General features: G+C 36.9%; 19 protein-coding genes. 10 read left to right on the top strand and 9 right to left on the bottom strand.

All coding sequences use genetic code 11. The features are described 5' to 3' along the window. Window positions 1-115: 115 nt before the first annotated feature. Window positions 116-2,176 carry a thiamine pyrophosphate-dependent enzyme gene (locus tag M0G43_RS06845; protein WP_248024622.1) on the top strand — a complete coding sequence of 687 codons (2,061 nt, stop codon included), beginning with the start codon at window positions 116-118 and terminating at the stop codon, window positions 2,174-2,176. A 78-nt stretch (window positions 2,177-2,254) separates the two neighbouring features. Then, window positions 2,255-2,500: a hypothetical protein gene (locus M0G43_RS06840; RefSeq protein ID WP_248024621.1), complete on the top strand. Its 246-nt coding sequence runs from the start codon at window positions 2,255-2,257 to the stop codon at window positions 2,498-2,500. Window positions 2,501-2,542: 42 nt separating this feature from the next. On the opposite strand, the gene M0G43_RS06835 is transcribed toward M0G43_RS06840, so the two are convergent. Both M0G43_RS06835 and M0G43_RS06830 read right to left on the bottom strand, forming a co-directional pair. Next, entirely contained in the window at window positions 2,543-3,454 is a 912-nt protein-coding gene (locus M0G43_RS06835; RefSeq protein WP_248024620.1) for a GYDIA family GHMP kinase, read from the bottom strand. 75 nt (window positions 3,455-3,529) lie between these two features. Next, window positions 3,530-4,858, bottom strand: coding sequence for a hydroxymethylglutaryl-CoA reductase, degradative (locus M0G43_RS06830; protein WP_248024619.1), 1,329 nt, complete (start codon window positions 4,856-4,858; stop codon window positions 3,530-3,532). 199 nt (window positions 4,859-5,057) lie between these two features. On the opposite strand from M0G43_RS06830, the gene M0G43_RS06825 reads away from it, so the two are divergent. The 3 genes from M0G43_RS06825 to M0G43_RS06815 all read left to right on the top strand — a co-directional run bounded on the left by M0G43_RS06825 (window position 5,058) and on the right by M0G43_RS06815 (window position 8,924). After that, the gene (locus tag M0G43_RS06825; RefSeq protein WP_248024618.1) at window positions 5,058-6,479 is read left to right on the top strand and encodes a peptide MFS transporter; all 1,422 of its coding nucleotides are present in this window, start codon (window positions 5,058-5,060) and stop codon (window positions 6,477-6,479) included. A 50-nt stretch (window positions 6,480-6,529) separates the two neighbouring features. Beyond that, entirely contained in the window at window positions 6,530-8,272 is a 1,743-nt protein-coding gene (locus M0G43_RS06820; protein WP_248024617.1) for a peptide MFS transporter, read from the top strand. A gap of 103 nt (window positions 8,273-8,375) precedes the next feature. Then, window positions 8,376-8,924, top strand: coding sequence for a thioredoxin family protein (locus tag M0G43_RS06815; protein WP_248024616.1), 549 nt, complete (start codon window positions 8,376-8,378; stop codon window positions 8,922-8,924). Window positions 8,925-8,928: 4 nt separating this feature from the next. On the opposite strand, the gene M0G43_RS06810 is transcribed toward M0G43_RS06815, so the two are convergent. Genes M0G43_RS06810 through surE form a run of 5 tightly spaced genes read right to left on the bottom strand, consistent with a single transcriptional unit; the run spans window position 8,929 to window position 13,745 of the window. Then, window positions 8,929-10,968 (bottom strand): ComEC/Rec2 family competence protein, encoded by a 2,040-nt coding sequence (locus tag M0G43_RS06810; protein WP_248024615.1) that lies wholly within the window; start codon window positions 10,966-10,968, stop codon window positions 8,929-8,931. Next, complete coding sequence (locus M0G43_RS06805; protein ID WP_248024614.1) at window positions 10,965-11,546, bottom strand: C40 family peptidase; 582 nt, start codon at window positions 11,544-11,546, stop codon at window positions 10,965-10,967. Before M0G43_RS06805 ends, M0G43_RS06810 begins: the two co-directional genes overlap by 4 nt. A gap of 8 nt (window positions 11,547-11,554) precedes the next feature. After that, the gene (gene lpxB, locus M0G43_RS06800; RefSeq protein ID WP_248024612.1) at window positions 11,555-12,670 is read right to left on the bottom strand and encodes a lipid-A-disaccharide synthase; all 1,116 of its coding nucleotides are present in this window, start codon (window positions 12,668-12,670) and stop codon (window positions 11,555-11,557) included. Between the two features lie 21 nt (window positions 12,671-12,691). Beyond that, on the bottom strand, window positions 12,692-12,976 hold the full coding sequence (locus tag M0G43_RS06795; protein WP_248024610.1) for a hypothetical protein: 285 nt from the start codon (window positions 12,974-12,976) through the stop codon (window positions 12,692-12,694). Next, the gene (gene surE, locus M0G43_RS06790) at window positions 12,969-13,745 is read right to left on the bottom strand and encodes a 5'/3'-nucleotidase SurE (protein WP_248024608.1); all 777 of its coding nucleotides are present in this window, start codon (window positions 13,743-13,745) and stop codon (window positions 12,969-12,971) included. The genes M0G43_RS06795 and surE overlap by 8 nt, the downstream gene beginning before the upstream one ends. A gap of 293 nt (window positions 13,746-14,038) precedes the next feature. Here surE and M0G43_RS06785 point away from each other — a divergent pair, with 293 nt between their 5' ends. Next, entirely contained in the window at window positions 14,039-16,237 is a 2,199-nt protein-coding gene (locus M0G43_RS06785; protein ID WP_248024800.1) for a carboxy terminal-processing peptidase, read from the top strand. After that, window positions 16,238-17,332, top strand: coding sequence for an ABC transporter permease (locus M0G43_RS06780; RefSeq protein WP_248024607.1), 1,095 nt, complete (start codon window positions 16,238-16,240; stop codon window positions 17,330-17,332). Here M0G43_RS06780 and yihA read toward each other — a convergent pair. Together yihA and M0G43_RS06770 are read right to left on the bottom strand one after the other, a co-directional pair. Further along, the gene (yihA, locus tag M0G43_RS06775) at window positions 17,329-17,943 is read right to left on the bottom strand and encodes a ribosome biogenesis GTP-binding protein YihA/YsxC (RefSeq protein ID WP_248024606.1); all 615 of its coding nucleotides are present in this window, start codon (window positions 17,941-17,943) and stop codon (window positions 17,329-17,331) included. The genes M0G43_RS06780 and yihA overlap by 4 nt on opposite strands. Before the next feature lie 84 nt (window positions 17,944-18,027). Then, window positions 18,028-18,792 (bottom strand): alpha/beta fold hydrolase, encoded by a 765-nt coding sequence (locus M0G43_RS06770; RefSeq protein ID WP_248024605.1) that lies wholly within the window; start codon window positions 18,790-18,792, stop codon window positions 18,028-18,030. A 297-nt stretch (window positions 18,793-19,089) separates the two neighbouring features. Here M0G43_RS06770 and mraZ point away from each other — a divergent pair, with 297 nt between their 5' ends. From mraZ to M0G43_RS06755, 3 genes are read left to right on the top strand one after another with little or no spacing between them, the layout of a single operon-like run. Further along, on the top strand, window positions 19,090-19,557 hold the full coding sequence (gene mraZ / locus M0G43_RS06765; RefSeq protein ID WP_248024604.1) for a division/cell wall cluster transcriptional repressor MraZ: 468 nt from the start codon (window positions 19,090-19,092) through the stop codon (window positions 19,555-19,557). Then, window positions 19,544-20,440 (top strand): 16S rRNA (cytosine(1402)-N(4))-methyltransferase RsmH, encoded by an 897-nt coding sequence (rsmH, locus tag M0G43_RS06760; protein WP_248024603.1) that lies wholly within the window; start codon window positions 19,544-19,546, stop codon window positions 20,438-20,440. Before mraZ ends, rsmH begins: the two co-directional genes overlap by 14 nt. Next, window positions 20,437-20,757, top strand: coding sequence for an FtsL-like putative cell division protein (locus M0G43_RS06755; protein WP_248024602.1), 321 nt, complete (start codon window positions 20,437-20,439; stop codon window positions 20,755-20,757). The genes rsmH and M0G43_RS06755 overlap by 4 nt, the downstream gene beginning before the upstream one ends. Window positions 20,758-20,780: the final 23 nt, after the last annotated feature.

Raw genomic sequence — 20,780 nt, 5'->3', positions numbered from 1 at the left:
AAAACCTGACAGGTCTTAAGCCCAATTTCGTGTTAGGGATTGAAGCGGCATCCTTTTTTGTTTTTCACAAAAAAGATATAGCGGAAAGCCCGCCCGAACGCCCAAAAAGATATAAATGAATAAGTTAACCAAAGATATTCTCAAAAAAGGATTTACCAACCTCTGTACAGCAAAAGCGATGGCGGAACTGTACGAGGCAAATTTTAAGGAAGTTTCAAAATATGTGCACGCAACCTCTCGCGGGCACGAAGTGATACAGACTGCGGTTGGATTACAATTATTACCGCAAGATTTTGCCTATCCGTACTATCGCGATGATGCGATGCTACTGGCTTTCGGAATGAAACCTTATGATTTGATGCTTCAGTTGCTAGCGAAACGCGACGACCCATTTTCTGGCGGACGCACGTATTATTCGCATCCAAGTTTGAGAGATGACGATAAGCCTAAAATTCCACATCAATCTTCTGCTACTGGTATGCAGGCTATTCCAGCCACTGGTGCAGCGATGGGAATGCAATACAAAGAATTGCAAGGTCTTGATGATAAAAAATTGAAGGAGAAACCGCTTGTGGTTTGTTCGTTGGGAGATGCATCCGTGACTGAAGGTGAGATTGCAGAGGCATTTCAAATGGCTGCATTGAAACAGATGCCGATTTTATATTTAGTGCAGGATAATGGTTGGGATATTTCTGCCAATGCCAAGGAAACTCGTGCCCAAAATGCTTATGAATATGCAAAAGGATTCAACGGACTTGAAGCCATTTCCATTGATGGTGCCAACTTTATAGAGAGTTATCAAGCTATTGAAAAAGTGATTGCAACCATCCGGAAGGAGCGTCGACCATTTTTGGTGCACGCAAAAGTTCCGTTGTTGAATCATCATACCTCTGGTGTGCGGATGGAATGGTATCGTGATGATTTGGACGAAGCGCGTTCTCGCGACCCTTATCCCGTTTTGAAACAGCAATTGCTCGACAATGGATTTAATGAGAATGAGATAAATGATATTGAAAAATTAGCTAAAAAGAACGTTCAAGACGATTTCGAGAAAGCAAAAAAAGCCGAAGACCCAAAACCTGAAGATTTATTTACGCACGACTTTGCACCCAATGACATTGTTGAGGAAAGAGGCGAACGCTCACCAAAAGTTGCAGAAAAGGTTGTGATGGTGGACTGTGCGCTGTTTGCGGTGGAAGAGTTGATGGCAAAACATCCTGAATGCTTGTTATATGGTCAGGATGTCGGTGGACGATTGGGCGGAGTTTTTCGTGAGGCTGCTACTCTGGCACAAAAATTTGGAGATAATCGGGTGTTCAATACACCTATTCAAGAGGCATTTATTGTAGGTTCGACTGCAGGAATGAGTGCCGTTGGTTTAAAGCCGATTGTTGAGGTGCAGTTTGCTGATTATATATGGCCAGGACTGAATCAGTTGTTCACGGAAGTCAGTCGCAGTTGCTATCTTTCCAACGGAAAATGGCCTGTGAGTATGATTTTGCGTGTTCCGATTGGCGCTTATGGTAGTGGTGGTCCGTACCATTCATCATCGGTTGAGAGTGTGTTGACAAACATCAGAGGCATCAAAATCGCTTATCCGAGCAATGGTGCTGACCTAAAAGGCTTGATGAAAGCGGCGTATTATGACCCAAATCCGGTTGTTATTTTGGAGCACAAAGGTTTATATTGGTCCAAAGTGAAAGGGACACAAGGCGCAACGTCTGTGGAGCCTTCCGATGATTATGTGTTGCCTTTCGGAAAAGCTTGGGTATTGCAAGAAATCTGGAAACAAGAAGAAAAGGAAACAGTTACTATCGTTACTTACGGAATGGGTGTCCATTGGGCTTATAATGCCTCTGGCGAAATGGATATGCGCGACCAAATTGAAATCATCGATTTACGTACTTTGTATCCGTTGGATGAAGACACCATTATGAAATCCGTCAAGAAAACTGGAAAATGTTTGGTCGTGACAGAAGAACCTTCAAACAATAGTTTTGCAAGGGCTTTAGCAGGGAAGATTCAGGAAGAATGTTTTCAATTTCTTGATGCGCCTGTGATGACCATTGGAAGTGAAAATATGCCAGCCATTCCTTTGAATTCAACTTTGGAGCAGACGATGATTCCATCTACTGAAAAGGTAATGAATAAGTTAAATGAGCTACTAAATTATTGATTTCGGCTAAAAAAATCGGTCAATCATCAATAGTTTTGATAAAACTTAAAAACTTAAAAACTTAAAAACTTAATCATTATGAAAAAAGCAATTTTTATGTCATTTATGGCGTTGCTATTCTCGATGTCGATTACTTCTTGTAGAGAACAGACCGAGAAAGAAAGAGTGATGGAGGAAATGAAGGATGAAGGTGCCACTGTTAAAGAAAAACGGGATGGTGATGAAACCAAAATCAAAATGGAAACTGAAAACAAGGAAGTGAAAATCAAGGAAGAAGACGGTGAAACCAAAATAAAGGAAAAAACCGAAAACGACGATAATTGATTTTCAGTATCATATGAAAAGCGGCCTTAAGGTCGCTTTTTTTTATAGAATCAATTCAGAGTACGGTAATATGGTCGAAAAGCCTTTCTGTTGAAAATATTCTACAGGATTTTCCTCTGACGCTGCCATCACAAAATCACCTCCCCAAGCGCCGAGACTTTTAATGCTACCATCAAAATCGCTGAACAATCTTTCCTTGATGGGTTGCTGTCGAAGAATTTTTGATAGTATGTGTTCGTGATTATTCATAAGCAATTGAAAATCCGTCAAGTCTTGGCAATTAACCATCTTTTTCGTGATATCATTTATTTCCAAAAATTCATTGGATAAATTGGAAGCTTTTTTGCGATAATTAGCAATCGCCTCTCGACTATTTTGCTTTTTATTCAAATAGACAAAGAAAATCTGATCTTTGAAATTCGGTTTAAAACTTACTTCTGTAACAATTGGTTTGCCATCGATGCGTTGATACAAAATCGGATGATTATGTTGCGCACAAGCAATATCATAACCACTTCCACCAAACGTTTTTTCCAATAGTTCGTAGGCATCAATTTTGGACCAATTTGCAATGTTGTTGATGAGTGTTGAGGAAGTTCCCAAACCCCATTGCCTAGGGAAATCGAGATGTGTTTTTACGTCAAAACCTTCATAATTCAACAAGAAAGATGGATTTAGACTTCTTGTAACTCGAAGAGTTTTTAATAGTTGATTGCAAATTTCTTTATCGGAAGTTGTAATAATGTCAATATGTTCGCCAATTGAAACTTCTGCGTGAAACCAAGATTGATTTTTATCATCGAAGCTGTTCCAAACTAAAGAATTTCCTGATGTTTTTTCTACGGCAAGAGATTGGCCGAATTTTGTTGGCAAAGCCAATGACAATGCACCATCCAGCACCAAGTACTCACCTGTAATCAAAAGTTTTCCGTTGCTGTAAAAGGTTTCAGGCATTTGGAATTAGGAATTAAGTATTGGACAATAGGTATTTGATTTTGTATTCAATCGTAAATCTTTAATCAATAATCATCAATTATCAATCGCTAATCGTAAATCCCTCAACGCTTCTTCCACAGCGTGATGTGAAATAGTGTTGCTCTTAAAATGTTCAATCATTTTGGATTTTTCATCATTGGTAGCATCCAATTGATTCAAGATATTCATCAAATGCATTTTCATATGACCTTCCTGAATTCCTGTAGTCGTCAATGAGCGCAAAGCAGCAAAATTTTGCGCCAGTCCTGCGACTGCAACAATCTGCATCAATTCTTTTGCACTTGGTTTCTGCAACAGTTCCAATGACAGTTTAGCCAAAGGATGCAAGCTCGTCAATCCACCAACGGTTCCAAGTGCCAATGGAATTTCCATCCAGAATTTAAACACACCATTATTGATGGATGCGTGTGTTAAACTGGAATAGGTGCCATTTTTTGAAGCATACGCATGAACACCAGCTTCCACGGCTCTAAAGTCATTACCTGTCGCCAAAACAACAGCGTCAATTCCGTTCATAATTCCTTTATTATGTGTGACGGCACGATAAGGCTCTATCTCGGCGATGCGAACTGCCTGAACAAACTTTTCAGCAAACTCTTGCGGATTTTTAATGTCGTTATCTTTTAGATTTTCAACCTTACAAGAAACTTCAGCCTTTACCAAACAATCCGGAACATAATTGGACAGAATGCTCATCACAACTTGGATGTTTTTTTCGGATTCTGATAATCCATCATAATATTTTGCTTCGGTTTGCAATGTGGAGGCAAATTGCTCAAGGCAGGAATTGATGAAATTAGCTCCCATTGCATTTTGCGTTTCGAAGGTGGCGTGCAACTGATAATAACCTTTCAAATCCTTGGTTTTGTCAACCAACTTGATATCCAAAATGCCACCGCCACGTTTTTGCATATTGGCAGTCAGCGATTCTGTTTGAGCAAAAAATTTCGATTTGGTTTGTTCAAAAAACTGTTCAATTTTTTCAGAATCACCATCAAATATGAAGTGAACTTGACCAATTTTAGTTGTAGAAATTACTTCAGCCTTAAAGCCACCTCTATCGAGCCAAAACTTTGCAGATTTACTGGCCGCAGCCACAACGGAACTTTCTTCAATCGCCATCGGGATGGTGTAAAGTTTTCCGTTGATATCGAAGTTTGGGGCAATTCCAAAAGGCAGATAAAAATTGGAGATGGTGTTTTCGATAAATTCATCGTGCAATTGCTGAAGTTTTTCGTCATCATTCCAATAACTTTTCAGAATGGATTTTGCATTTTCAGCATCTTGAAAATAAGTGGTTGCAATCCAATCAATTTTTTCTGATTTGGATAGCTTTGAAAAGCCAGCAATTGGTTTACTCATCGATTTTTATATATAAATACAAAGATACTATCTTGGTTTAAATATGAAATTACAAATTTCAACATTGCGTATTTAACTATCAATAGTTAGTGTTTTTGCTTTATTTTTAGTAAACTTGGCGAGATTTTATGGAATATTTAATCATAATTTCGTTTAATCGATACTTACTTTACTCTAACTATAATAAATTGATGTATTTATGGCAGCTGTATCAACACCGATGAAGCAAAAGGAATTGTTCGGACATCCAGTGGGATTGTTCGTTTTGTTTTTTACTGAAATGTGGGAGCGTTTTTCATATTATGGAATGCGTGCAATCCTTGTTCTTTATCTAGTAGCAGAAACTCAATCTTCAAACCCAGGGCTTGGATGGACTAATGGCGAAGCTCTCGCACTTTATGGCTGGTATACAATGTTAGTTTATGTTGCTTCTATACCAGGCGGATGGATTGCAGATAAATTTTTAGGACAAAAGAAATCTGTCCTCTATGGAGGAATTTTGCTCGTTGCTGGTCACGGTGTTTTGTCTATTGAAGAGATGTGGGCATTTTATACAGGACTTGGACTCATTATCGCAGGTGTCGGAATGCTAAAACCAAATATTTCAACCATGGTTGGCGGATTGTACAAACAAGGTGACATCAGAAGAGACAAAGGATTTACAATTTTTTATATTGGAATTAATGTTGGAGCCTTTTTATCTAGTTTGATTGTTGGTTATGTAGGTGAAGTACATGGATGGCATTATGGATTCGGACTGGCTGCTATCGGTATGACACTTGGTTTAATTCAGTATTTACTTGGTCAGAAACATTTAAAATATGTTGGAAATAATACAAATCAATCTGAAAATGAAGAAGAAAAGGCAGCCATGAAACGACCGTTGAATAAGGTTGAGAAAGATAGAGTAGTCGTTTTGTTTATTTCATTTTTACTGGTGATTGTATTTTGGGGAGCTTTTGAGCAAGCGGGTGGTTTGATGAATATTTATGCATCTGAAAAAACGAACAGAATGCTAATGGGCTGGGAGGTTCCTGCCACATGGTTCCAGTCACTAAATGCTATGTTCATTATATTTTTAGGAACGGCTGTAGCTGCTTATTGGGCAAGTCGAAAATTAAAAGGAAAAGTTTCCACTTCATTATTCAAGATGATTATCGGTCTCATTATTATGGGTACAGGATTTTTCTTTATGACGGCTGCAGCTGCACAGTACAACGCAAATGGACCTGTTGTAGGAAGTGAAGGTGGTTCAGCAATGTATTGGTTGGTATTAGCTTATCTGTTTCATACAGTAGGAGAATTGTGTATTTCGCCTGTTGCCTTATCTTACATTACAAAACTCGCTCCATTGAAATACGCGTCTTTGATGATGGGAGTATATTTTGCAATGACGGGATTCGGTAATAAACTTGCAGGTTTATTGGGAGAGGCTTCTGAAAGTCTTGGAGAATATACGATTTTTACAGGTATAGCAGTTTTCTGTGTACTTTTTGGTGTCTTGGTAATGGTGTTCAGAAAGAAATTAGAAAAGCTCACTCATGGCGCTGAAGACAATGAACGCGATATGGTCGATGATGAATTGACCGAAGGGTTTGAATTAGCTGATGATAAAGCTTAATTTAATTTACTTTATTGATTATTATATTCTAAATTAACCAGTTTACTAATATGATCGAAAATTCAACAGACCAGTTTTTTAAATCAAAAGTTCTAGGTCATCCGTCAGGTTTATTTGTTTTGTTCTTTACCGAAATGTGGGAACGTTTTTCATTTTATGGAATGCGTGCACTTTTGGTGTTATTCCTTACCACGTCGATACTTGGTGGTGGTTGGGAGTGGCCTCGTGAACACGCTATGTCATTATTCGGCTCTTACGTGGGACTTGTCTATTTGTCAACGATGCTTGGAGGCTATTTTGCAGATAAAATTATCGGTTACAGATATGCGGTTTTGGTAGGTGCGCTCTTAATGACACTAGGCCACGGTTCTATGGCTATTGAGACACCTTGGTCTATTTATTTAGGTCTTGCATTGTTAGTTTTTGGTAATGGTTTTTTTAAACCTAATATGACCTCCATTATTTCAGAGATGTATCAGCACAGACCTGAAAAGAAAGATGGCGCCTATACCATTTTTTATATGGGTGTAAATGCCGGTGCTTTCTTCGGAATTTTGCTTTGTGGTTATTTGGGTGAAAAGGTCGGATGGAGTTTAGGCTTTGGACTGGCAGGAATTTTTATGTTTTTTGGGCTGGTCCAATTCTGGTTATCCCAAAACATCTTTGGGAACATTGGTTTGAAACCAAATAAAGCAGATGAGAATTCCATTGAAGCGTTAGATAAAGACAAAAGAAATCCATTTGCTCCTTGGCAACTAGTAGTGATTGCACTTTGTGTTATTTTGGGTGTTGTTTGGATTATCAACGAGCCTGCAACGCTTATTTCAGATGGTAGTTTCAATATGCTCGCCTTTTTGGGTGAAAATGGTAACAATATTGCAATCCTCACAGCCTTGGTTTTATTTGTGATATTATTGATCTATAGATTAACCCAATATTCGAAAATTACACAAGAAAAACTGATAGCAGTATCATTCTTTGCTTTCCTTACAATCTTCTTCTGGGCAATTTTTGAACAATCACCTGGAACATTGACCATTTTCGCTCGCGATTATACAGATAGAGTTTTAGATGGTACTTCAGGGACAATTTTTAAGGTTGTCAATGCCTGTATGACCATTATTCCACTTGCCATCATTACCTGGGTTTTATATCTCCTTTTCAAACAAACCTTTAAAAAATATGCGATAGCCAATATTGTTCTAGCATTCAGTTTTGTGATTGTTTGGGGAGTTGCCATTTGGATGTTGAATGATCAGTTTTCTGATGAGAATCCTGAAGTGCCTGCTTCGTGGTTTTCAACATTGAATTCACTTTTCATAATAACATTAGCTCCTTTATTTTCAAAATGGTGGGAGAGTAAGTACAATCCATCCGCAAATATGAAATATGGAATCGGAATGTTCTTATTGGCACTCGGAATGGCGTGCGTGGCTTTTGGTGCTGGAGGTATCGAGCCTGGAGCGCAAACAGCTTCTGTAAGTATGATATGGTTAATTTTAGTTTACCTCTTCCATACGATGGGAGAACTTTGCATATCGCCAGTAGGCTTGTCTTATGTGAGCAAATTGGTGCCTGCCAGAATGATTGCATTTATGTTTGGTGTGTGGTATTTGGCAGTTGCTATTGGTATGAAAGGTGCTGGTAAATTCGGTGAGAATATTGATAAAATTGCGAATGAAAATGGAGTTAGCTATTTCTTTTGGATGTTGACCATTGTTTCGGTTGCGGTAGGAGTTATAGCAATTGTGTTCCAACCAGTTATTAAGAAACTAATGCACGGTGTTCGCTAATCGGAAAATACCGTTAAAATAAAGACAAAATGCTCCTTTTTGGAGCATTTTTTGTAAGTTCGGAATAACTTTTGCTTCTAAACTGAAGATTAAAAATACAAAAATGAAAAAATTGACGATGATTATTGCTTTGGTACTTATGTCTGCTGGGAGTGCCATAGCTCAAGAAATAAAATGGGTGACGCTTGAAGAAGCATTGGCGCTTCAAAAGAAGAAACCTAAAAAAATAATGATGGACGTTTACACGAGTTGGTGTGGTCCTTGTAAAATGTTGGATAAAAATACATTTCACAACCCCGATGTGGTGAAGTATGTGAATGATAATTATTACGCTGTTAAATTTGATGCCGAAGGTAATGATGTTGTAAAATACAAAGACGTAACCTACTCAAATCCTGGTTACAAAGCTGAAATGGCAAACCGTAGAAATAGTGTTCACGACCTGACAAGGAAATTAGGTGTGAGCGCTTATCCCACTATCGTATTTTTCGATGAAAAATCAGAAGTGATCTTTCCTTTAAGAGGTTATCAAAACCCTCAACAATTGGAATTATATCTAAAAATGTTCAAGGATGATAAGCATAAAGATATGAAAACACAGGAGGATTTTAACACATATTATTCTGCGTTTGTTCCTGTTTTTAAAGGATAAACCTTCAATTACTCAATATAAAAGCTCCCATTTCATAAGTGCTATGGAAAGGGACTTTTCGTTTTACACAGGTTGACTTCCAATTTTCAATATACGTTTTGTAATTGCTGCCATCTGCCACAATAGTTTTTGGCTGTAGCGAATCAATCAATCGGTCTAAATTTATTTTTGGCGAATTACAAAGTAGTACATAATCAGGCATGAATGATTTGACATTGTAAACCGCAAAGCTGTCAATCACCAAGAGTTTTTTATTTTCAAACTCATATATAGACTGTAGTTCAGAAATCTTGACTTTAGAAATGTTGTTCCCTACTTTGTAACTTTTAATACTATTTTCTTTTGATAATGATGCACTGTCCAAGTTTGATGAAATTTCGACGTACGAATTGGTTTTGTTGCCAATAATCGTTTTTCTGCTTTTATGAAAAATGACGAATTCATCTGTTTGATTTTGATATTTCTCATAAATAAAAACTCCTTGCAACATCAAAATAAAGCATAGAGTTGTCATCAATCGATGGTAATTTGGGTTCTTTAAAAAATGAATGATCCCAAGAATCAAAACATAAGAAGCTACGAGAGTTACAATGCTAAATGAAACATCTTTAAATATAAAACGCTCTTGATGTGCTACCCAATCTACAAATGTGTTCATCGCCCAAATGACCGTTTCGTAAAATTTGGCAATCCAATAAGGTAGAAAATCGATTAGAGCCAAAATAATCACAACGATTCCGAACGCCAAAACAAACCCTAAAAATGGTAAAATCACCAAATTTGATATAAAAAACAGTCCTGGAAACTGATGAAAATAAAATAAACTGATTGGCGCAACACCTATTTGTGCTGCAGTTGTCACACAAATCAATGTCCAGAGATATTTCAGGGCTTTATTTTTCGGAGTCCACAATTTTTGTATCAAAGGCTGAATTATTACAATTGAAAGAACCGCTGCATAACTCAATTGAAACCCTACTTCAAACAAAAACATCGGTTTGAATAATAACAAAATAAACATTGACGATGCCAAAGTATTAAATATGTTTGTTGGCTTTTTTAAATTTCTTGCGATGGCGACAAACGTAAACATTGTAACTGCTCGAGTCACAGAAGGCGACAAACCAGCGATAATTGCAAAGCACCACAATAGAATTACGACGAGAGCCATTTTGAAATAATTGCCATTCTTTAACCATCCGATAGGCGCAAATATCCAAAACAAAATGTACATTATAATTCCAACGTGAAGACCAGATACTGCCAAAATATGAATGACACCAGCATTCACATAGTTGTTGTACCTGTCTGGTGAAATGTCTTTTCTTTTACCGAGCAGCAGCGATTCAATAATGGCAAGCTCATCCTTTTTAAAATTGTTCTCTGTCAGTTTTCGAGTCACCTTATGTCTGATATTTTCGGCATAACCAAATATTGATTCTGTGTTTGAAGTCGCCTTAAGAAGTGAGGCCTCATCAGCATAAACCTGATGATATACATATTGTCTTTCCAGATATTCTCTGTAATTGAATTGATAGGGATTTAAAGGTGAATTAATGTTTTGAAGTGCATTCGTAGTTATCAATACCTCGTCGACTTTTAAAGGATTGGATAAGGAGTCTTTTTGAACATTTAATAGAAGCTTTCCTGACACAGATTGATTGTCAACTTTTAATACGTCGACAATATATTTATGATGATAAGCTGTTGGCTTCAGAACCTCCCGAACTTCTAAAGTAATGGTTGAGGAAGAATTGGTTTCGGTTGATATTATTTTGGTATAATGGTCAGCAAATTGTCTTTGGTCGTGAAGATTGTAAGTGAGGATTCCAACACAAATCATCAATAGGAATGATACCATTCCAAACCAAATAGTTTTTTTGAGTGTTCGTTTGTCTATCAGATATATAATTAAAAGAATAACTGATAGACAAATAGTAGCGTAAATGCTAAAATCTAAAGAAACTGTGAAAAAGTAAGCTATCGAGATTCCTACAATCAAGCAAATGGTGAACTTGATAATAGCAAAATTAAGCAGTTTCATAGAACCCTTCGCGCCTGCACAAATGCAAAGTACCAGTAGCGGTCAGCCAGTGATGAAACGATAACACCAGCTTTGGTTGTGGAATGAATAAACTCTACCTGACCATCATTGACGTGCGTAACGAGGGCTACGTGAGTTATGTTTCTGTTTTTCCCATTGGTTGCAAAAAACATCAGGTCCCCTGGTTGAACGAGTTTTAGATCTATCCAATCGCCAGAAAGTGCAATTTGGCTGCTGGATCGTGGAAGTGAAATGCCTTCGCTACTGAAAGCAGTTGTGACCAATCCGGAGCAATCCATTCCTTTTCTGTCCGTTCCGCCATATTTGTAGCGTACACCTTCAAACTTCATAGCGTAATCTATGATGTTTTCTGCAACTTTGAAGTTGACATTTCTGCTGTTCGGTTCACTGATATTTGGAATCTCCGTAGTGCTTCGTCTAGTATCATTATCAATGACTGCTCCAGGAGATTTGGTTGAAACTGTTGTAGTATTTCTTGATGATTTTTTAGAATGCTTTGTTGATTTACAGCTGTAAAATGAACAAATTAGACATAAAATTAAAGCAATCTTCTTCATAAAATAGGTTAATCTTTCAGGGAATTAAAAATAAGTTTTGCAGCATTCTCGCTCGCACCTTGTCCGCCAAGTTTTTTCTCTAGTTCAAAATAATCCATAAACAATTGTTCTCTTTTTTCTTTGGTCAAGATAAGATCCAATTCTTTTTTGAGACGTTTGGAATTGAAATCATTTTGAATCAATTCGGTCACCACTTCCTTGTCCATAATCAAATTTACCAAAGAAATATATTTGAGAGTAATGATTCGTTTAGCTATTTGATATGATAACCATCCACCTTTGTAACACACAACTTGTGGCACTTTAAATAAGGCAGTTTCCAATGTTGCTGTTCCAGAAGTAACCAACGCGGCTGTTGAAATGCTCAATAAATCATAAGTTTCATTATCCACGAAGGAAACATTGGTATTCTTTATAAAGCTATCATAAAAACTGCGCTCTTGGCTGGGAGCGCCAGCAATCACAAATTGATAATCGGGATAGTGATTGACAATGCTCAACATTACAGAGAGCATTTTTGTGATTTCTTGTTTGCGACTTCCTGGCAATAACGCAATAATAGGTCTGTCATCCAAGCCGTGTGTGGCTCTAAAATTGTATTCATCAACTTGGGCTCTATTTGCAATGGCGTCTATCAAAGGATGGCCTACAAAATTGACTTTATAATCGTGTTGAGATTCATAGAATTCTTTTTCAAACGGTAAAATCACATACATCGAATCGATGTCGCGTTTTATGGATTTCACTCGTCCTGCTCTTGAAGCCCAAACTTGCGGAGATACATAATAATTGGTTCTATAACCTTTTTCTCTGGCCCATTTAGCAATGCGCAGATTGAAACCAGAATAGTCAATAAAAATAATAACGTCAGGTTGAAAATTTTCAATATCAGATTTACAGAAAGCTAAATTCTTCGAAATAGTTCTTAAGTTCATAACCACTTCAGCAAAACCCATAAATGCCAGTTCTTTGTAATGCTTGGCGATATTGTCGCTTACTTTTTTCATCAAATCGCCACCCCAAAATCTAAATTGAGCATCCACATCTTGCTTGATGAGTGCTTTCATTAGGTTGGAACCGTGTAAGTCTCCAGAGGCTTCGCCAGCGATGATGTAATATTTCATTTATAGGGTGTAGAATCCAATTTAGATAAAATTAACCAAAAACGTCACAATGGCAATCAAGACTGTTGCCAAAATTACGCCTCTGGCTCTGTAATCGCGTTTTAGTTTTATAAATAAGAAAAATGCTATCAAGTTCATAACCGCTCCAATACTTACAAGCTTGGTGAAAAATCCTTGAGCGATCGATTGTTTGATGGTGGTTTCAATGCCATCGCCATTTCCAAAAATAAAAATGGCAAGTAATAGACCAACTGCATTGGCAATTATGCCGACTACAAATCCTATGAGAACTTCTTTTCTAATCATTCAATTTCCAACTGTTTAAATGTTGCATAGCGTGATGCGCTGTAAGGTCAAATTGCACTGGTACAACTGAAACATATCCTTTTTCCAAAGCCCATTCATCGGTATCTTCACCGTTATCTAAATTCACAAATTTTCCAGTCAGCCAGTAATAATCTCTGCCCTGCGGATTTTTACGTTTGTCAAATTCCTCTTCCCAATTTGCTTTTGCTTGCCTACAAACTTTGATGCCCTTAATATCTTTTTGATCAAGGTTAGGAATGTTCACATTCAATACAACGCCGTTTGGAATACCATTTTTTAATGCATTTTGAACTATATCTTTTACAAATGGTTTTGAATGTTCAAAATTGGCGTTCCAGTTGTAATCCAAAAGTGAGAAACCAATTGCAGGAATGCCTTCAATTCCGGCTTCAAGCGCAGCACTCATTGTTCCAGAATAAATGACATTGATGGAAGAATTGGAGCCGTGGTTGATGCCAGAAACACATAAATCTGGTCGTCTTTTTAAAATTTGTTTGACGGCTAGTTTAACACAGTCGGCAGGTGTGCCAGAGCAACTATATTCTTCTTGCTCGCCTTTGTCCACAGTTACTTTTTCAACAAAAAGTGTTGAATTGATGGTAATGGCGTGTCCCATTCCGCTTTGAGGACTGTCAGGAGCCACAACCACCACGTCTCCCAGCTCTTTCATGACATCAATCAAGGCTCTGACGCCTGGCGCAGTTATGCCGTCATCGTTTGTTACTAAAATAAGTGGTTTTTTAGACATTTCTTAATTTTTTAACGGCACTAAAATACGTAAAATACGATTGAAATACCTATATTGTTAGCTTTAACAAAAAATTAGTAGCCACAGTTTTTATTGGCACGGTTTTTTCTTTTACTTTAGTGAAAATTATCGATTTCAATCTTAATATATTGAAGATTAATTTGAAGGTTTTTAAATAGAATTTTACCCAAATATGTGAACTGTCTGTTGAAGATAATAAAAGTGCTATTTCAGCTGAATTTTGACAGACATCTTACCAATGAAAAACGAATAAAAAAGAACAGATGAATACAATGAAAAGGAATTATAAACTGTTGTTATTGATTTTGTTGATGGCATTTGCATCTTGCAGCTTTACAACAAAGAAATTTGAAGATCCTGATAAAGATAAATTGCTCATTCAATTGATAACCTATGTTCTCGAGCAAGGACATTTTACACCTAAAGACATCAACGATGATTTTTCGGAACACGTTTTCAATAATTATCTAGATCAGTTAGATCCGTTCAAACGCTATTTCTATCAATCGGATATTGATGAATTCAAGGCTTATCAAGATAAATTGGATGATCAAATTAAGGCATATGATATTTCGTTTTTCAATTTGACACATCAGCGCTTGTTGAAACGTGTTGAAGAATCAAAAGCCATCTACAAAGAAGTGCTTTCCGAGCCTTTCAACTTTGATATAAAAGAAGAGTTTTCTACAGATTATGAGAATTTAGGTTACGTGAATTCTAAAAAAGATATGAAAAACCGTTGGAGACAACAGTTAAAATTTTCTACAATTGCGAATTACGATGATTTGATTTCGCAACAGGAAAATACTTATGCTAACAAACAGAACTTAAAGGATGTTAGTAATGTTGATTTCGAAACAATCGAAGAGAATAAAAATGTTGAGAAATCTACCGTCAAAAAGTCACTTACAGAACTAGAAAAAGAAGCCAGAGCATCAACACTCAAGTCTTTGGATGAGCTTTATGAGTTTATCGATGATAGACAAAGAAAAGATTGGTTTTCAGTATATATTAATGCTATTGTAGAAGAGTTTGATCCGCATACGTTCTATTTTGCACCAGAGGAAAAAGATCGTTTTGATGTAGCAATGTCTGGAAATTTTGAAGGAATTGGTGCAAGACTTCAGAAAAAAATGGATGTTATCACGATTAACGAAATTATCAGTGGTGGACCTGCTTGGAGACAAAATGAATTGGAAGTTGGTGATCAAATCCTTAAAGTAAAACAAGATAGTGACGAGCCAGCTGTCAATGTGGTTGGTATGCGTCTTGATGATGCGGTTAAACTTATCAAAGGTCCAAAAGGAACTAATGTTATTTTGACAATCAAAAAAGTAGATGGAACGATTGAAGATTTGACAATAACAAGAGATGTTGTCGAATTGGAAGAAACTTATGCAAAATCTTCAACTGTTGTAAAAGATGGCAAAACCTTTGGAGTAATCAATTTACCGAAATTCTACGTTGATTTTGAAGATTATAACAAGCGCAACGCAGCTTCCGACCTCAAACTTGAAATTGAGCGTCTTAAAGAGCAAGGTATGGAAGGTTTAGTACTCGATTTGAGAAATAATGGCGGTGGTTCGTTACAAACCGTGGTTGATATGGGTGGACTTTTTATTAAAGATGGTCCAATTGTTCAAGTAAAATCAGCTGGTGAAGAAAGGGAAGTGTTGTCAGATAAAGACAGATCTATTGTTTGGGATGGTCCTCTGGTGATTCTGGTGAATGAGTTATCAGCATCTGCTTCAGAGATTTTGGCTGCTGCGATGCAAGACTACAAACGAGCAATTGTGATCGGAAGTAAGCAAACTTATGGAAAAGGTACTGTTCAAAATGTGCTGGATCTAAACCGAATGGTGCGAAACAACACCAATGGCGATATGGGAGCATTGAAATTCACAACTCAAAAATTCTACCGAATCAATGGAGGTTCTACGCAGTTGGAAGGTGTTAAGAGTGATGTGATCGTTCCGGACAGATACAGTTACATCAATGTTGGTGAAAAGGATCAAGAAAATCCATTACCTTGGGATAAAATAGAAGCTGTACCGTACACGGTATTTGAAAATTATTATGATTATGATGCTGCCATTCAAAAAAGTAAAGATAGAATGGCAAATAATGAGCAATTGCAATTAATTGATCAAAATGCGCAATGGGTTAAGAAAATCAGAGATAAGGAAAGTTATTCTCTTAACTATGATGATTACAAAGCTCAAATCAAATTGAACGAAGAAGAGGCAAAACGTTTTGAAAAGTTGTCGGACTATAAAACAAATTTGACATTTAAATCGTTACCATACGAGATGAAGCAAATGAGCGTTGACACGATTTTGAAAGAAAAACGAGATCGTTGGCACAAAAGCTTGAGTCAAGACGTTTATATTGAAGAAGCATTAAATGTATTGCACGATTTAAAAATGTCTTATCCTGTTAAAACAAAAGTTGCCACAAATACAAAACAATAAATGAGCAAAACTAGTGGCTCACTATCTTATCTAGCGCTCCAAAAGTTCAAAAAGAACCTTTGGGGCGTTTTGAGTTTTTGGCTTATTGTCATTATTGGTCTGGTTTCAATTTTTGCCTATGTTTTGGCGCCAGATGACTCTCAAAATGCCAATCAGATGCATTTGTCCATTCATTCCAAAAAACCTGGGTTTAAGGTGAAAATGCTGACAATTCCTTCTCAATTGGAAAATAATCAAACGCTTTTTTCAAGAATTTTCTTCGGAATAAAAAATACAGATACTGAAATCCCTATTACGACTTATAGTATTCAAAATGAGGAGTTAATCTATACAGAATATGCCTCTGACGGGCTGGAAGGAGTAACCAAGCAGTTGGCATTATCAAGTTTTCCAAATGGAAAATTTCAAGATTACATCAAGGAGAGAACATTTTTATTTGGCACAGATAAATATGGTCGAGATTATTTAAGTAGAATTTTGATTGGAGCACGGATTTCCTTTTTCATAGGATTTGTTGCAGTCTTTATCTCATTGATTATAGGCGTTTTTATGGGAAGTTTGGCTGGTTATTTTGGTGGAAAAATTGATGCCGTTATTATGTGGATTATCAACGTCACGTGGTCTATCCCAACACTTTTATTGGTAATAGCAATTACACTTGCTTTGGGTAAGGGGTTTTGGCAAGTATTTATTGCTGTAGGTTTAACAATGTGGGTGGAAGTGGCAAGAGTGGTTAGAGGACAAATCATCAGTGTCAAAGAAATGCAGTATGTAACAGCAGCCAGAGCTTTAGGTTTTACTGATTTCAGGATTATATCTAAACATATTCTGCCAAATATTATGGCACCTGTCATTGTTATTTGCGCGGCCAATTTTGCAGCTGCCATATTGGTGGAAAGTGGTTTAAGTTTCCTTGGAATTGGAGCGCAGCCTCCTATGGCAAGTTGGGGCGCAATGATCAAAGACCATTATAATTACATCATCCTTGGTAAACCTTACTTGGCACTGATTCCAGGGATTTGCATTATGCTATTGGTAATGTCCTTTATGCTGATTGGCAACGCATTGAGAGATGCCTTGGATGTGAAGGGTTAGTTTTGTTTTAAGGAATTGATTTCTTTGTTGATGTCATCAATGCTTTGAAGCACTTCATCACGACCTGCAGATGAAGTTGATGAGGTTATAAAATATGCTGGTGTTTCCTCCCAAGTTTTCAATAATTCATCAGTATAAGCTTTAACATTGCGTTCAATGGCTTTGGGTTTCAATTTGTCCGCTTTTGTGAAAATGATGGAGAATGGAATTTCGCTAACACCTAGATACTCCATAAATTCCAAATCTATTTTCTGTGGCTCGTGACGAATGTCAACTAATACAAATGCATTCACAAGCTGTTGACGTTTTTCAAAATAATCAGTAATGAGCTTCTGAAATTTTTTCTTCGCAGATTTGGAGACTTTGGCATAACCATAGCCTGGTAAGTCTACCAAAAACCAATTTTTATTAATCAAAAAATGATTGATTAGCTGTGTTTTCCCAGGACGTCCAGAGGTTTTGGCCAAATTTTTATGGTTGGTCAGCATATTGATAAGAGAAGATTTTCCAACATTGCTTCGTCCGATAAATGCATATTCAGGCAATTGGTCTTTCGGACATTTAGCAACATCAGAATTGCTCATTACAAACTCTGCAGTTTTAATCAACATTTTTTATGTATTCAGATTACAATCTTTAGTTGAAAATAATAATTCAAACTCCTTTCAACTTCAGCTTCAACTTCAATTTCAACGTTATAGTTTCCTTTTCTGAAACCATTCATCTAAAATTTTATTGAATTCTTCAGGATGCTCCATCATAGCAGCGTGTCCACATTTATCAATCCAAAACAGTTCAGAATCAGGTAGTAGTTCGTGAAATTCTTCAGCGACATCCGGAGGTGTGACTGTATCGTTTTTTCCCCAAATTATGCAAACTGGAAGATTCATATTTGGTAGATCTTTCGCCATATTGTGTCGAATGGCGCTCTTTGCAATGGCGAGTGTTTTGATCAGCTTATTACGGTCATTGACAGTTTCGTAAACTTCATCAACGATTTCTTTTGTTGCAACGGCAGGATCATAAAAAACATCTTGCGCTTTCTTCTTGATCACCTCATAATCACCACGTTTTGTATAGCCGCCACCCATTGCGCTTTCATACAAACCGGAACTTCCAGTGATAACTAATGCCTTTACTTTTGCAGGGTATAATTTCGTGTGGTATAAACCAATATGACCTCCAAGCGAATTACCAAGCAGAATCACATTGTCCAGACCTTTATAGGCGATGAAGTCGTGAAGATATTTTGCAAAACTCCTCACATTGGTTTTTAACAATGACATTGTGTATATCGGTAGTTCTGGAATAATGACTTTATAGCCTTTTCCGCCAAAGTAATGCAAAACAGCATCAAAGTTACTCAAGCCTCCCATCAACCCATGAAGTACAATGATTGGTTGTCCTTCGCCTTCTTCAATATAGCTGTAGTTTTTTTCTTTTTTTAAACGGTATCTCATCAACTGGTTAGTCTATTTCCAAAGAACAAATATAGGTATTTCGTAGAAATATAATTTTATTTTCAATCATCTTACAATGAATGTCTCCAGAATAGTTTTCGACAATAATCTACCATTTTTCCACACTTATTTTAACTAATTGATTGTCAATTTTATAGGTATTTTAAAATTGCCATTTTCGGTTTGAAAGATACTTCAAATTAAAAACTTATGAACAAAAGTGGTAGAATGTGGTAAAAAGTGGTAATATTTTCAATATATTTGAAATCTAGTCGTTACAATTACAAATCAATCATTTTGAGCTCATTAATAGGAACATACGAATGCAAAGTAGATGCCAAGGGAAGGCTTATGCTCCCTTCTGCCATCAAAAAGCAGCTGTTGCCTGTGCTTCAAGATGGATTTGTGTTAAAGCGAGCGGTGTTTCAACCGTGTTTGGAATTGTATCCAATGACAGAATGGGAGGCCTTAATGCAAAAGGTCAATAAACTCAATAGGTTCAAGAAGAAAAACAATGATTTCATCAGACGTTTTACCGCTGGAGTCAAAGTGGTTGAGGTTGATGCTACAGGGCGATTGTTGATTCCTAAAGATTTGGTGGCGTTTGCTGATATCGCAAAGGATATTGTAGTGTCTTCGGCCATCAACATTATTGAGATTTGGGATAAGGATAAATACGAACAAGCCATTGATGATGCCACAGGAGATTTTGCTGATTTAGCAGAAGAAGTCATGGGACAAGATGATGACAATGATATATCATAATGCAGTTTTACTTACAGAAACGGTTGATGGTTTGGATGTAAAACCAGATGGTGTTTATGTAGATGTGACTTTTGGTGGTGGTGGCCACAGTCGTGAAATTTTAAGACGATTGGGTCCGAACGGTAAGCTGTACGCCTTTGATCAGGATAAGGACGCTCTTTTAAATAAAATCGATGACGAACGCTTCACATTGATAAATGAAAACTTTAGATATATCAAACGGTTTTTGAGGTTTTATGGTGTGAAGGAGGTAGATGGAATTTTGGCTGATTTTGGTGTGTCGTCTCATCAATTTGATGTTGGTGAACGCGGTTTTTCTACTCGATTTGAGGCGGAATTGGATATGAGAATGAATCAAGATAGTCAGCTTTCGGCATATCATGTCATCAATAATTATGAGGAGGAGCAAATCAAAAATGTATTGTTGCAGTATGGCGAATTACGTCAAGCTCCAGCGATGGCAAGAGTAATTGTTGAGGAAAGAAGTAAAACAGAAATCAAGACTAGCGAGCAATTGAAAAATGTCTTGAAAAAGTTTGTTAAGCATAAAAATGAACATAAGGTGTTGGCTCAAATTTATCAAGCCATTCGTATCGAGGTGAATCAGGAAATTGAAGTTTTAAAAGAACTGTTGTTGCAAACTCCCGAACTATTGAAGAAAGGTGGACGCTTAAGTTTCATCTCTTATCACTCTTTAGAAGATCGATTGGTTAAACGCTTCATCAGAAACGGAATGTTTGAAGGTGAACCGGAACGAGATGTGTTTGGAAATTATGAAGTTCCATTTCAAAAAGTCAATGGACTGGTAGTGCCATCAAAAGAAGAAATAAAAGAGAACAATAGAGCTCGAAGCGCCAAGTTGAGAATTGCAGAAAAACTATGAAACAGAGCTTATACAGCATATTGAAAGGGAAGTTTTTAATCAGCGATGATTCGTTCAAAAATTGGAGAATCATCCTTTTCATTTCTTTTTTGGCCATCATTATGATTGCGAGCTCGCATAGTGCAGACAAAAAAGTACACGACATCGCACGATTGAATAACGAGGTTAAAGAATGGCGTTCACTCTTTGTAGATGGTCGTTCGAAATTGATGAAGCTTAAAATGGAGTCAGCTCTCGTAAATAAAATGTCAGAAAAAGGAATTGCGCCATCTGTGATTCCACCGAAAAAGATAAAAGTAACATCAGAAAAAAATTGAAGTAAGTGGCAGTCACCGAAAAA

This window comes from Subsaxibacter sp. CAU 1640, assembly GCF_023156585.1.
In the GTDB taxonomy this organism is placed as follows: Bacteria; Bacteroidota; Bacteroidia; order Flavobacteriales; family Flavobacteriaceae; genus JBPOFM01.
This window is presented reverse-complemented; position numbering and strand designations above follow the sequence as displayed.